This is a genomic window from Romboutsia sp. (assembly GCF_035470145.1).
Taxonomy (GTDB): Bacteria; Bacillota; Clostridia; order Peptostreptococcales; family Peptostreptococcaceae; genus Romboutsia_D.
Genome location: NZ_DATIRC010000399.1, coordinates 1 through 13,630, shown reverse-complemented (window position 1 = coordinate 13,630; position 13,630 = coordinate 1). Strand labels below are relative to the sequence as shown.

The window sequence follows — 13,630 nt, the reverse complement described above, 5'->3', positions numbered from 1 at the left end:
ATCATGTTCATATGCTGGAGAGTTATTAAAATTTGGTGCTAAACTTTATACTTACGATGAAAATTCTTTTTTACATGCCAAAACAATTGTAATAGATGATGCTATTTGTTCTATTGGTACTGCTAATATGGATATAAGAAGCTTTGAACTTAACTTTGAAGTAAATGCTTTTATATACTCTTGCGATATTGCGCAGAAACAAAAATTAATTTTCGAAAATGATATATTATATTCAAAGGAAGTTACATTAGATTTATATAATTCAAGGTCAACTGGTATAAAGATTAAAGAATCTATTTCTAGACTTTTATCACCTGTCCTGTAACGTGTATATAGAAAAACTTTTAAATTCTTGTTGTATATTTAGGTATCACAATACCCTTTATTATTGCGTGAATTTACATAATATTCTTTTTTTTTTAAAAATAATATTTTTTTACCATTTTCGTGCTTTTATGTATTATAATATACTTATAATTTAAATTATTGTTAAATTATTGTTAAATTATAAGTATATTTTACACATAAGTTAATTATTTTTAATTAAAATAACAACTTTAAAATCAAAAGGGGGATTTGTATGTGCGATTTTATTTCACGCAACAAACAGTTATTTGAACAATTGGATAGCTTTATTGATGCTTTGCCAACTAAACAAGGTGCTTTAATACAAGTACTTCACCATGCTCAAGGTATATTTGGTTATCTTCCTAAAGAAGTACAACTTTATATCGCTAAGAAACTAGATGTTGCTCCATCTAAAGTTTATGGAGTTGTAAGTTTCTATTCTTATTTTACAACTGAACCAAGGGGAGAATATAAAATAAGTGTATGTCTAGGTACTGTATGTTTTGTTAAAGGTGCTGATAAGATACTAGCTGAATTCGAAAAACAACTTGGAATTAAATCTGGAGAAACTACTAGTGACCTTAAGTTTACTCTTGAAGGATTAAGATGCGTTGGTGCATGCGGTCTTGCTCCAGTAGTTGTTATAAACGGAAAAGTTTATGGACACGTTAAACCTGAGCAAGTTACTGAAATACTAGACCATTATAGAGAATTAGAATTAAATTGCTAGGGGGGATAGATAATGAGTAAGATAAATTCATTTGATAAGTTAAAAAATTTAGTTACTGAGTTAAAACCTACTCTTGATATGAGAGAAAATCATAGCAAGGAAAACGTTACTAAGAGAGAAATTTTAGTATGTGGAGGTACTGGATGTACTTCTGCAGATAGTATAAAAATAATTGAAAATTTAAGAGCTGAAATAAAAAAAGCAGGTCTTGAAAATGAAGCTGAAGTACACTTAACAGGATGTTTTGGTTTCTGTGCTAAAGGACCAATAGCTAAGGTCTATCCAGATAACGTTTTCTACATTCAAGTTACTCCTGATGATGCTGAAGAAATAGTTAGAGAACACTTAGTTAACCACAAAGTTGTTGAAAGATTATTATTTGAAGAACCATCTCTTGACCATAAAAAAGTGGAAAAGCATGATGATATGTCTTTCTACAAAAAACAAGCTCGTGTTGCTCTTAGAAATTGTGGTCATATAAATCCAGAAAATGTAAATGAATACATAGGTTGTGACGGATATGTTGCTTTAGGTAAATGTATAAATGAATTAAAACCAGAAGAAGTTATTGATGAAATAAAAGCTTCTGGACTTAGAGGTAGAGGTGGAGCAGGTTTCCCTACTGGAATAAAATGGGAATCTTCTGCTAAAACTATTCCAGGTCAAAAATATGTTGTATGTAATGCTGACGAAGGTGACCCAGGTGCATTCATGGATAGATCAATACTTGAGGGGGATCCTCATAGTGTATTAGAAGCTATGGCTATATGCGGTTATGCTATAGGTGCAGATACAGGATATATTTATATAAGAGCTGAATATCCTCTTGCTATAGAAAGATTAGAAATCGCTATAGCTCAAGCTGAGAAAGCTGGAGTACTTGGAAATAATATATTAGGAACTGACTTTAACTTCACTATAGAATTAAAATATGGAGCTGGAGCATTCGTTTGTGGAGAAGGTACTGCTTTAATAAATTCTATAGAAGGTAAACGTGGTGAACCTAGAATGAAGACTTATAGTTCTTCTAAACGCGGTCTTTGGGATAAACCAACTTGCTTAAATAACGTTGAGACTTTTGCTAATATTCCTGCAATAATAAATAATGGTGCTTCTTGGTTTACTGAATACGGTACTGAGGATTCTCCTGGAACTAAAGTTTTTGCTCTTGGAGGAAAAATAAATAACGTTGGACTTGTTGAGGTTCCTATGGGTACTACTTTAAGAGAAATAGTATATGAAATAGGTGGGGGTATACCTGATGGTAGAGAGTTTAAAGCTGTTCAAACAGGTGGACCGTCTGGCGGATGTATTGCCTCTAGCAACTTAGATACTCCTATAGATTTCAAATCATTAAGTTCAATAGGTTCTATGATGGGTTCAGGTGGTATGCTTGTTCTTGACGATTCTGACTGTATGGTTGATATTTGTAAATTCTTCCTTGAGTTTACTGTTGAAGAATCTTGTGGTAAGTGTACACCTTGCCGTATAGGTAATACGAGATTACTTGAAATGCTTGAAAAAATAACTGATGGTAAAGGAACGGCTCAAGACTTAGAAGACTTAAGAGAATTAGCTATAACTATAAAAGAAACTTCTCTATGCGGACTTGGTAAATGTGCTCCTAACCCTGTTTTAAGTACTCTTGATAACTTCTATGATGAGTATTTAGCTCACGTTGCAGATAAGAAATGTCCTGCTGGTAAATGCCAGTCCTTATTAGATTATATTATAACTGATGCATGTAAGGGATGTACTAAGTGTGCTAAAATATGTCCTGCTGGATGTATAACTGGTAAAGTTAAAGAAATACATGAAATAGATACTACTAAATGCTTAAAATGTGGTGCTTGTATAGATAGTTGTAAGTTTAATGCTATTATCAAAAAATAATTAGTTTAGGGGGGATATTAATGAATTTAGTTAATTTAATTATAAATGGTACTAATGTTGAAGTTGAAAATGATACTACCGTTTTAGATGCAGCTAAATCTGTAGGTATAAAAATACCTAGTCTTTGTCATGTTAATTTAGAAGATAAAATGGTAAATAAATGTGCATCTTGCAGAGTTTGTATGGTTGAAAGTAATAAAGGACTTATTCCTGCATGTGGTACAGTAGTTAAAAATGGAATGCAAATAAAAACTCACTCAATTAAGGCTATAAAAGCTCGTAGAACAGTGGTTGAATTACTACTTTCTAATCATCCGCAAGATTGCTTAATGTGTGATAAGAACGGAAACTGTGAATTACAAAATATAGCTGCTGATTTAGGAATAAGAGAAATTAAATATAAAGGTAAAAAAACAGATTTAGGGTTAGATACTTCAAGCAAATCTATAGTTAAAAACTTAGATAAGTGTATACTATGTAGAAGATGCGAAACTATGTGTAATGAAGTTCAAACTGTTGGAGCATTATCAGGTGTTAACCGTGGATTCGAGACAGTTGTGAGTACTTTCTTTGATACTCCTATGCACGAATCTGACTGTACATTCTGTGGCCAATGTATAGCTGTATGTCCTACTGCTGCACTAACAGAAGTTAATAATACACCTAAAGTTTGGAATGTTTTAGATAAAAAAGCTGAAACTACTGTAGTTCAAGTTGCTCCTGCTGTAAGAGTTGCAATAGGAGAAGAATTTGGAATGGAGCCAGGAGCTATATCTACTGGTAAACTAGTTGCAGCTTTAAAAGAACTTGGATTTAAATATGTATTTGATACTAACTTTGCAGCTGATTTAACTATAATTGAAGAAGCTTCTGAGTTTATTCACAGACTTCAACATGGTGGTAAATTGCCAATGCTTACAAGCTGTTGTCCTGCATGGATAAACTTCTTTGAAAAACATTTTGAAGATTTATTAGATATACCATCTTCTTGTAAATCTCCACAAGAAATGTTTGGTTCTGTAGCTAAAAACTATTTTGCTCCAAAAGTAGGTATAGAACCTTCTGATTTAACGGTTGTATCTGTTATGCCTTGTGTTGCTAAAAAGTATGAAGCTGCAAGACCAGAACTTTCTAATAAAGGGGTAAGTGATGTTGATATAGTTATCACTACTAGAGAACTTGCTAAAATGATTAAAGAAGCTGGAATAAACTTCGATCAATTAGAAGAATGTTCTTTTGATAGTCCTTTAGGTGAATCTACTGGTGCTAGTGATATATTTGGTACTACTGGTGGTGTTTTAGAAGCAGCTTTACGTACTGCTTATGAATGGGTTACTAACGAAACATTAGAAAAAGTTGATTTTACTTCATTAAGAGGTATAGAAGGTATAAAGGAAGCTACAGTAAATGTAGGTGGAACAGATGTAAATGTTGCTGTTGCTAGTGGCCTTGGTAATGCTAGAAAGATACTAGAAGATATAAGACAAGGTAAGTCTAACTATCATTTAATAGAAATAATGGCTTGTCCTGGTGGATGTATAGGCGGAGCTGGTCAACCATATCACTATGGAAACTTTGATATAGTTAAGAAACGTTCTGAAGCTTTATATAATATAGATGCTGGTAAAGAACTTCGTAAATCACACGAAAATTTAGCTATAAAAACATTATATGATGAATTCTTAGGAGAGCCTTATGGAGAAACTGCTCATAAGTATCTTCATACTCATTACTTTAATAAGAGTAATATATTTGATGAATCTAAGGATTGTTGTTGTGAATTGGTCGGAGCTACTGCAGAGTAAAACTTATTTATAATACAAAATGAGCTATTCTCTTAAAATAGAGAATAGCTCATTTTTTCTATTTAGAATCTATTAAATTAGATAATTTTTTTGTAAATTCTTGAGCTGCATCATATCCCATTCCCTTTTGTCTAAAGTTCATAGCAGCTACTTCAATTACCATTGAGGTATTTCTACCAGGTTTAACTGGTACAACTAATTTTTCAGTCTTTACATCTAATATTTCTTCATATTCTTTATCCAATCCAAGTCTGTCATAATACTTGTTTTCATTCCAACTTTCTAAATGAATTACTAAATCTATAGTTTTTGAATTTTTTACTGCCCCTACTCCATATAAACTTCTCACATCTATTATCCCTATACCTCTTATTTCTAAAAAATGTCTAAGTAATTCTGGCGATTGGCCTAGTAACATACTTTCATCTAACTTTCTTATTTCTACTGCATCATCAGCTACTAATCTATGTCCTCTTTGAACTAATTCTAGAGCAGTTTCTGATTTACCTATACTACTTTCTCCCGTTATTAATACTCCTATTCCATATACATCCACTAAAACCCCATGTAAGGTTGTGTAAGGAGCAAACCTATCATCTAGATAATTTGATAACCTATTTATAAATCTAGTTGTATTTCTTTTTGTACTTAAAACTACCCTATTATGTTTTTTAGCAAATTCAATAACATCTGGCTTTACTTCTAAATCTCTTGTTACTACTAAAGCAGGAATTTCATGCGAGAAGAATTTATCTAAAACCTTACCTCTAGTTTTTTCATCTATATAACTAAAATAGTTGTATTCCGCTCTTCCTACTATTTGTATTCTATCATGAGCAAAATATTCAAAATATCCTGCAAATTGTAACCCTGGACGGTTTATATCTTGAGAATATACATAATAATCTTTATCCTGTGGCATATACACTGGTTCTAAATCTAAATCTTTCACCATATCTTTGATTGAAACTTTGTCGATTAAATTCATGTTATATTTATCCCTTCCTAAAAAAATCATACACACTTTTACAAGAAACTTTATTCATCCCATCTACTTTTAATAATTCTTCAAAAGTAGCCTTTTTTATAGCTTCTATATCTTTAAAGTGGTTTAATAGAGCTTTTTTTCTTTTTTCTCCTATTCCTTGTATATCATCTAATACGGATTTTGTCAAAGTTTTATTTCTTAAACTTCTATGATATGTTATAGCATATTTATGAACTTCTTCTTGAATACTAGCGACAAATCTATACAAATTCGAAGTTTTATCTAGTTCTATCTCTTTTTCCTGGGAAATAAGTCCCTTAGTTCTATGTTTATCGTCTTTATACATTCCCCAAAGAGGAATTTCTACATTATTTAATTTCAATACTTTTTTTACTGCACTAACCTGCCCTTTTCCACCATCTAGTAATATTAAATCTGGTAAATTGTCATATTTAAGCCTTCTTTCAACTATCTCTGCCATAGAATCATAATCATTTGGTCCTATTACTGTTTTTATTTTGTATCTACGATATTCTTTTTTATCTTTCTTACCATCTGTAAATACAACCATAGAACCTATTGAGTCTACTCCTTGTATATTAGAAATATCAAAAGATTCTATTCTCTTAGGTCTTTTATCTAATCCTAATACTACCTTTAATTCATCTAATGCACCTATACTTTTTTCATATTTTCTTTTATTCATACCTGAAAATTTTTCAAGATACTCTATAGCATTTTTTCTTACCATTTCTATAAGACTTTTCTTCTCACCTTTTTGAGGTACTCTTATATTTACCTTTTGACCTTTTTTAGATGACAACCACTCTTCTAATATAAAACTATCTTCTATCTCATCTTCTATTATCAAGTCTTTAGGTATATATTCCTGCTCCATATAGAATTGTTTAACAAATGACCCTAATATAGATGCTCTTGAACTTTCCATTACTCCCTCTAGTATAAAGTGCTCTCTTCCCACTATCTTTCCATTTCTAATAAAGAACACTTGAACACAAGCTTCATCATGAGCTCTTGCCATCGCTATTATATCTTGATTTAAGTCAGAAGTAGTAGCATCTATTTTTTGTTTTTGTACCATTTCTTCTAAGCTTTTTATTTTATCTCTATATATAGCTGCATCTTCAAAATTAAATTCCATAGCACATTTATTCATTTTTTCTTTTAGAATTTCTATAAGTTTTTCTTTTTTACCTGATAAAAATAATATAATTTCTTCTATCATCTTATTATATTCTTCCTTAGTAACAGTTCCTGTACAAGGACCTACGCATTTATTTATGTGCATATTTAAACACGGTCTCACTTTATTTTTTATAGCTCTATCTATATCAATATTACAAGTTCTAATTTGATAGGTGTTTCTTATGATTTCTAAAGTGTCATTTACTGCAGTTGTATTAGTATATGGTCCAAAGTATTTTGATTTATCTTTTATAACTTGTCTTACCTTTAATACTCTTGGATAGTCTTCATTTATTGTTACTTTTATATATGGATATGTTTTATCATCTCTGAGTAAAACATTGTATTTAGGTCTATATTGCTTTATTAAATTACATTCAAGTATCAATGCTTCAAGTTCTGAGTCTGTTATTATATATTCAAAGCTTTTTATATTCTTAACCATTGATATAACTTTAGATGAATGATTTTTAGATGATTGAAAGTATTGTCTTACTCTATTTTTTAGAGATATTGCCTTACCTACATATATTATATTGTTGTATTTATCTTTCATTAAGTAAACACCAGGTTCTGCTGGTAGCTTTTTTAGATGTTCTTGTATATCAAACAATTTTTTCACCTCCATACTACAAATTATATTTTAATTATACCCAAAAAAATAAAAAACGTATAACTAACATAGTTTTACCTATCGTTAGTTATACGTTTTATTTACTTAATCTTAATTATGATTTGCACCATTTATTTGTAACATAAATGTAGTTGCACTTTCTCTAGTTTTTAACTCTTTACTATCTTTATATTTATCAACATAATCAGAAGATAATATAGCTCTATCTATTTGACCATCTTCATATAAGTTAACTTCTGCACCTGTATCCTTAACTACCTTAGTATTTATTTTATTTAACTTAACGTTAGCTGCATCCCAGTAATTAGGGTTTTTATCCATTGAGAATTGGTCTTCCATCTTCCAAGTTTTTAGTACAAATGGTCCATTGTAAATTTGGTATTCTACAGCTGTACCATATTTTTCTCCACAAGATTCAACAAATGCTTGATTTTGTGGGTAGAATACTTGGAATGACATTAACTCTGGGAAATATGCAACAGGTCTATTTAATTTAACTTCTAAAGTATAATCATCAACTGCTTTTACTCCTACTCCATCTACTCCTTTATCTGCTACGTCTGCAAATCCAGCTATATCTTCCATTACATATGCATATTCAGATGCAGTTTCAGGATTTAAAGTTCTCTTCCAAGAATATTCAAAGTCTTTAGCTGTTACAGGTTTTCCATTTGACCATACTGAATTCTTTCTTAAATTGAAAGTCCAAGTTAATCCATCTTCTGAAACTTTCCAAGATTCTGCTACTCCTGGTTGTACCTTACCTTCTCCATCTATTCTTGTTAAACCTTCCATAGTACTATTCATAGTTTGGAAAGATTGTTGATCTGTTGATTTACTTACATCTAAAGATGGTATATCTGATGTTGTTGATAAGTTAAGAACCTTATCTGGCTTATTTACATCTGCATAAGTGTATGTATAATCTGCTCCCCAAGAATTGTTTACTATACCAGATACATAATCTTTTAATAAATATGCACTTGCTTTTTGATATATTGGCGCTAAATATGCTTCTTCTAGCATCATTTTTTCAGCTTCTGCATATTTTTTATATGCTTCAGTTGTTGGAAGTTTTATAGCTTCGTCTAATAATTTATTATACTCTGCATTATCATAACCAACTTGCTTAGCATATTGAGCTCCTGTCTTCATTGTTGCTAAGAATGTTAATGGATCTGGATAATCTGCTCCCCATCCTGAGAATGAGAAATCAAATTCGCCTTTAGTTTCTCTTTCTAATTTTTGCTCAAATGGTAAGTTAGTAACTTTTACTGTTAATCCTTCTAAATCTGATAATTCCGATTGTATATATTCTCCTGTTCTTTTGCCTAAATCATGGTCATATGTTAACAATTCAAGTTCAACTGTATCAAACCCAACCTCTTCTTTAGCTTTCGCCCAAGCTTCTTTAGCGGCTTCTTCATTGTATTCATATCCCATACCTTCAATAAGATCTGCATAATCTTTTCCATTGTCAAATGCTAATTTTTTAGGTGTATATACATCTGCTGGTATTGATCCATTATTTAATATAACGTCACAATATGCCTGCTTATCTATAGCCATAGCTAAGGCAGCTCTTGCATTTTGATTTGCAAGTACTTCTTCAGCTGTAGCTGAACCTCCTGCACCTGTGCTACTGCATCCAGCAAGTAAGCTTGTGCTTAATAAAGCTACTGTTGCCATTACTGTTATTTTTCTTTTTAAAAACATAATAATCACCCTCCCACATTTCCTTTTTAACAAATAAACTCATATATTTAAAGTTTATTGTATAACATTTTTGATTGAAAATCACTTATTTTTTTAAATTTTCTAATTTTTATTTAAATAAAAAAAATTTTATGATAATTTTATTTTATACTTGAAAATACTTAATTATATCACTACAATTAGACTAATATATTTTTTTATATTTTTTAAAGGGGGTCGACAAAATGAAACATTTTTCTTTATTACTTGCATTTAATATTATTATAAGTTCAATTTATTCTATAATTAGCGGTTTTAGTAAATTTTCCTTCTTAAATTGTGCATTTATTATAGGGATGATTTATTTTTTATTCGGTACAATGTGTTTTATGTGGGAAAAAGGATTTTTCAATATTACTTTGTATGCATTTAACAAACTAAGTCAAGAAACTCAAAAAAAAAATAGAATATTATGTAATGATACTGATGTTACAGTAGAAGATTATATCAATAAAAAAAATAGCTTCTTTCTTACATCTAATTTACTAATATGTGGCTTTTTCATATCTGTTATTTGTATTGGCATAAGTTTTGTTGCCATATCATAATATAAAATTAATATAAAATAATTATTTTAAAGGGGGGGTTAGCGTTGTTTCGCTATACACTAAAACGTATCATGTACATGTTCATAACATTATTTGTTGTTATCTCTGTTACTTTCTTCTTAGTCAGACTTCTTCCAGGTACTCCATTTAATGAACAAAAACTAAATGCAAAACAAATAGCTCAATTAGAAGCTCAATATGGATTAGACGATCCTGTTCCAGTTCAGTATGTAAGATATTTAACAGGAGTATTCCAAGGTAAGTTCGGTACTTCTTTTAAACAAGCTAACCAAAAAGTTGAAGATATTGTTGCTACTCGTATAGGGCCATCAGCTATGCTTGGTGCTCAATCTTTAATATTTGGTTCTTGTGTAGGCTTGACATTAGGTATTATAGCTGCACTTAAAAGAAATACAATTTGGGATTACATATGTACTATAATATCCGTTCTAGGTGTATCTGTCCCAGCATTTGTAATAGCCGCTTTATTACAATTATACCTAGGCATGAGATTTGACTTCTTACCAATTACTTGGGGCGTTCCCTTAGGGTCTGATTTTAGATATATATGGACAATATTACCATCCCTTGCAATGTCAGTATGGACAATTTCAACCGTGGCTCGTTTTACTAGAACAGAGCTCGTTGAAGTTTTAAATTCTGATTACATAGTTACAGCAAAGGCAAAAGGATTAAGTAAATCTATTGTAATAGTTAAGCATGCCCTTAGAAATGCATTAATACCTGTTATAACTATTTTAGGTCCTTTAGCTGCTGCTCTTTTAACTGGTTCTTTAGTTGTTGAAAGAGTATTTGCAGTTCCAGGTATGGGTGATTTACTAGTTACTGCAATATACACAAATGATTTATTTATTATTTCTGGTGTTGCTATAATTTATAGCGCATTCTATATAGCAGTTATATTAATAGTTGATATTCTTTACGGTGTAATAGACCCTAGAATACGTTTGGCAGGAGGTAAATAAAATGATTGATAAAATAATGATTGATGGTAAAGAAGTAGAATTAACAGCAGATTTATTTGAACCTATGCCTGCACAAGTTGGTGATAATGAAGCTATTACTAGACCAAGCTTAACATTTTGGCAAGATGCTAGAAAAAGATTATTTAAAAACCCAGCTGCCGTGACTGGATTAATAATATTATTTTTTATAGTTTTTATGGCTATATTTGCACCTATAGTTTTTTCTAAGTTTGATTATAAATCTCAAAATATAAGACACACTAAATTACCTCCAAAAATGCCTATCGTTTCTTCATTAGGTATTATGGATGGTAAAGATTCTAATGGTGTTGATGTTTACGTAAAAAAAGGTATAGATGAAACTTATTTATTCGGTACTGATGCACTAGGCCGTGATATATGGACACGTGTTTGGTGTGGATGCAGAGTATCTCTATTTATAGCCCTTCTAGCAGCTTTCTTTGACCTTGTTATTGGTGTTACTTATGGTGGTATATCTGCTTACTATGGTGGCAAAGTCGACTTAGTTATGCAACGTATAATTGAAATTATTACAGGTATTCCTTCTCTAGTTATAGTAACTCTATTTATGCTAGTATTTAAACCAGGAATAATGTCTATATCTATGGCTATGGCTGTGTCTGGATGGACAGGAATGGCAAGAGTAGTTCGTTCTCATGTGTTAAGACTTAAAAATCAAGAATTTGTATTAGCTTCTAAAACTTTAGGTGCCTCAGATATAAGACTTATTGTTAAGCATCTGTTCCCAAATATAGTAGCTCCAATCGTTGTAATGATGATGTTCTCTTTGCCTAATGCTATATTTTATGAAGCATTTTTAAGTTTTATAGGTTTAGGATTACAACCACCGATGGCATCACTAGGAGTTTTGATAAACGAAGGATTCCAAGCCTTACAAAACTATCCATATATGATGTTTATACCAGCTGCTGTACTTTGTGTATTAATTCTTAGCCTTAATCTATTAGCTGATGGACTAAGAGATGCAGTTGACCCTAAGATGCGTAATCAATAATTAGTAAGGGAGATGAGATAATTGGAAAAGTTACTAGAAGTAAAAAATTTACATGTTAACTTTGCTACTTACGGCGGTCAAGTTCAAGCCGTAAGAGGAGTTACATTTGATTTATATAAAGGTGAAACGCTTGCTATAGTTGGAGAATCTGGTTCTGGTAAATCAGTTGCTTGTAAAACTATAATGAGAATATTATCCTCAAATGCGATTATTAAAGAAGGGGAAATTTTATTTGAAGGTAAAGATTTAACTAAACTTGAAGAAAAGGATATGGAGAAATTAAGGGGAAAAGACATAGCAATGGTATTCCAAGATCCTATGACTTCTCTAAATCCAACTATGACTATTGGTAAGCAAATTATGGAGGGTATAATAAAACATCAAGGCGTTAGTAAAGAAGAAGCTAAGAAAAAAGCTATAGAATTAATTGATTTAGTTGGTATTTCTGATCCTGAAAAAAGATTCAAACAATATCCTCATCAATTTTCAGGTGGTATGAGACAACGTATAGTTGTTGCGATTTCGTTGGCATGTAACCCTAAAATACTTATTGCTGATGAACCTACTACTGCTCTTGATGTTACTATCCAAGCTCAAATATTAGAACTTATCAAAGATTTACAAAGAAAAACTGGTGTTGCTGTTATATTTATAACTCATGACCTTGGAGTTGTTGCTAATATGGCAGATAGAGTTGCTGTTATGTATGCTGGTAAAATTATAGAATACGGAACTTCTAACGATATATTCTATAACCCTCAACATCCTTATACTTGGGGTCTTTTAGGGTCTATGCCTACCCTTGATATAGGAGATAGTGATTTATACAATATACCTGGAACTCCTCCAGATTTGATGCACCCACCTACAGGAGATGCATTTGCACTTCGTAGTGCTTATGCACTAAAATTAGATCATTTAGCTGAACCACCAATGTTTAAAGTTAGCGATACTCACTATGCAGCTACTTGGCTTTTACATCCTTTAGCTAAGAAAGTAGAAAAACCTATAAACATAGGAGGAAAGAAGGTGAATGCAAATGAGTAAAAAAGTATTATTAGAAGTAAAAAACCTTAAACAACACTTTAAAATTGATAGAAAAACTACTGTAAAAGCTGTTGATGATATATCTTTCCATATTTATGAAGGTGAAACATTTGGATTAGTTGGAGAATCCGGTTCTGGTAAATCTACTACTGGTAGAACTATAATTCGTCTTTACGATCCTACTGATGGTGAAGTTATATTTGATGGTAATAATATATCTGCTAAAAAACTTAGTAAAACTGATAGAGCTCATGTTAATAAAAATATGCAGATGATTTTTCAAGATCCTATGGCTTGTTTAAATCCTCGTATGACTGTTAGTGATATAATAGCCGAAGGTTTAGATATACATGGGTTATGTAAAAGTAAAGAAGAAAGAACTCAAAGAGTTTATGAGTTATTAAGAACTGTTGGCCTTAATGAGCAACATGCTAGTAGATATCCTCATGAGTTCTCTGGTGGTCAAAGACAGCGTATAGGTATTGCTCGTGCTTTGGCTATAGAACCAAAGTTTATAATTGCCGATGAACCTATATCTGCACTTGATGTTTCTATACAAGCGCAGGTTGTTAATCTTCTTAGAAAATTACAAAAGGAAAATGGTCTTACTTATTTATTCATAGCCCATGACCTTTCAATGGTTAAGTATATAAG

General features: G+C 31.2%; 12 protein-coding genes. 9 read left to right on the top strand and 3 right to left on the bottom strand.

The annotated features are described in order from the left end of the window. The 4 genes from VLM92_RS15810 to VLM92_RS15795 form a co-directional block, all read left to right on the top strand. A partial coding sequence (locus tag VLM92_RS15810; RefSeq protein WP_325277282.1) for a phospholipase D-like domain-containing protein occupies window positions 1-325 on the top strand: 325 nt, incomplete at its 5' end. A 255-nt stretch (window positions 326-580) separates the two neighbouring features. Next, the gene (locus VLM92_RS15805; protein ID WP_325277281.1) at window positions 581-1,078 is read left to right on the top strand and encodes an NAD(P)H-dependent oxidoreductase subunit E; all 498 of its coding nucleotides are present in this window, start codon (window positions 581-583) and stop codon (window positions 1,076-1,078) included. A gap of 12 nt (window positions 1,079-1,090) precedes the next feature. Then, a complete protein-coding gene (locus VLM92_RS15800; protein WP_325277280.1) occupies window positions 1,091-2,971 on the top strand; it encodes an NADH-quinone oxidoreductase subunit NuoF in 1,881 nt (626 codons plus the stop codon). Window positions 2,972-2,991: 20 nt separating this feature from the next. Next, a complete protein-coding gene (locus VLM92_RS15795) occupies window positions 2,992-4,776 on the top strand; it encodes an NADH-dependent [FeFe] hydrogenase, group A6 (RefSeq protein ID WP_325277279.1) in 1,785 nt (594 codons plus the stop codon). Window positions 4,777-4,834: 58 nt separating this feature from the next. Here VLM92_RS15795 and hprK read toward each other — a convergent pair whose 3' ends face one another. From hprK to VLM92_RS15780, 3 genes are all read right to left on the bottom strand, one after another. Then, the gene (gene hprK / locus VLM92_RS15790) at window positions 4,835-5,764 is read right to left on the bottom strand and encodes an HPr(Ser) kinase/phosphatase (RefSeq protein ID WP_325277278.1); all 930 of its coding nucleotides are present in this window, start codon (window positions 5,762-5,764) and stop codon (window positions 4,835-4,837) included. A 7-nt stretch (window positions 5,765-5,771) separates the two neighbouring features. Then, entirely contained in the window at window positions 5,772-7,583 is a 1,812-nt protein-coding gene (gene uvrC / locus VLM92_RS15785) for an excinuclease ABC subunit UvrC (RefSeq protein WP_325277277.1), read from the bottom strand. A gap of 111 nt (window positions 7,584-7,694) precedes the next feature. Continuing rightward, complete coding sequence (locus tag VLM92_RS15780; RefSeq protein ID WP_325277276.1) at window positions 7,695-9,320, bottom strand: ABC transporter substrate-binding protein; 1,626 nt, start codon at window positions 9,318-9,320, stop codon at window positions 7,695-7,697. A 224-nt stretch (window positions 9,321-9,544) separates the two neighbouring features. Between VLM92_RS15780 and VLM92_RS15775 the strand changes: the two genes are divergently transcribed. The 5 genes from VLM92_RS15775 to VLM92_RS15755 form a co-directional block, all read left to right on the top strand. Further along, window positions 9,545-9,907, top strand: a complete 363-nt coding sequence (locus VLM92_RS15775) for a DUF3899 domain-containing protein (protein ID WP_325277275.1) — start codon at window positions 9,545-9,547, stop codon at window positions 9,905-9,907. Between the two features lie 44 nt (window positions 9,908-9,951). Next, complete coding sequence (locus tag VLM92_RS15770; RefSeq protein ID WP_325277274.1) at window positions 9,952-10,893, top strand: ABC transporter permease; 942 nt, start codon at window positions 9,952-9,954, stop codon at window positions 10,891-10,893. Window position 10,894: 1 nt separating this feature from the next. Then, the gene (gene opp3C / locus VLM92_RS15765) at window positions 10,895-11,929 is read left to right on the top strand and encodes an oligopeptide ABC transporter permease (RefSeq protein WP_325277273.1); all 1,035 of its coding nucleotides are present in this window, start codon (window positions 10,895-10,897) and stop codon (window positions 11,927-11,929) included. A gap of 21 nt (window positions 11,930-11,950) precedes the next feature. Continuing rightward, complete coding sequence (locus VLM92_RS15760) at window positions 11,951-12,976, top strand: ABC transporter ATP-binding protein (protein ID WP_325277272.1); 1,026 nt, start codon at window positions 11,951-11,953, stop codon at window positions 12,974-12,976. After that, window positions 12,969-13,630: dipeptide/oligopeptide/nickel ABC transporter ATP-binding protein (locus tag VLM92_RS15755; RefSeq protein WP_325277271.1), on the top strand; the 662-nt coding region annotated here is incomplete at its 3' end. The genes VLM92_RS15760 and VLM92_RS15755, both read left to right, overlap by 8 nt.

Bases quoted from the DNA above. Each gene is read 5' to 3' on its own strand.
- VLM92_RS15805 (WP_325277281.1), top strand. From the start codon at position 581: ATGTGCGATTTTATTTCACGCAACAAACAGTTATTTGAACAATTGGAT.
- VLM92_RS15800 (WP_325277280.1), top strand. From the start codon at position 1,091: ATGAGTAAGATAAATTCATTTGATAAGTTAAAAAATTTAGTTACTGAG.
- VLM92_RS15795 (WP_325277279.1), top strand. From the start codon at position 2,992: ATGAATTTAGTTAATTTAATTATAAATGGTACTAATGTTGAAGTTGAA.
- hprK (WP_325277278.1), bottom strand. From the start codon at position 5,764: ATGAATTTAATCGACAAAGTTTCAATCAAAGATATGGTGAAAGATTTA.
- VLM92_RS15780 (WP_325277276.1), bottom strand. From the start codon at position 9,320: ATGTTTTTAAAAAGAAAAATAACAGTAATGGCAACAGTAGCTTTATTA.
- VLM92_RS15775 (WP_325277275.1), top strand. From the start codon at position 9,545: ATGAAACATTTTTCTTTATTACTTGCATTTAATATTATTATAAGTTCA.
- opp3C (WP_325277273.1), top strand. From the start codon at position 10,895: ATGATTGATAAAATAATGATTGATGGTAAAGAAGTAGAATTAACAGCA.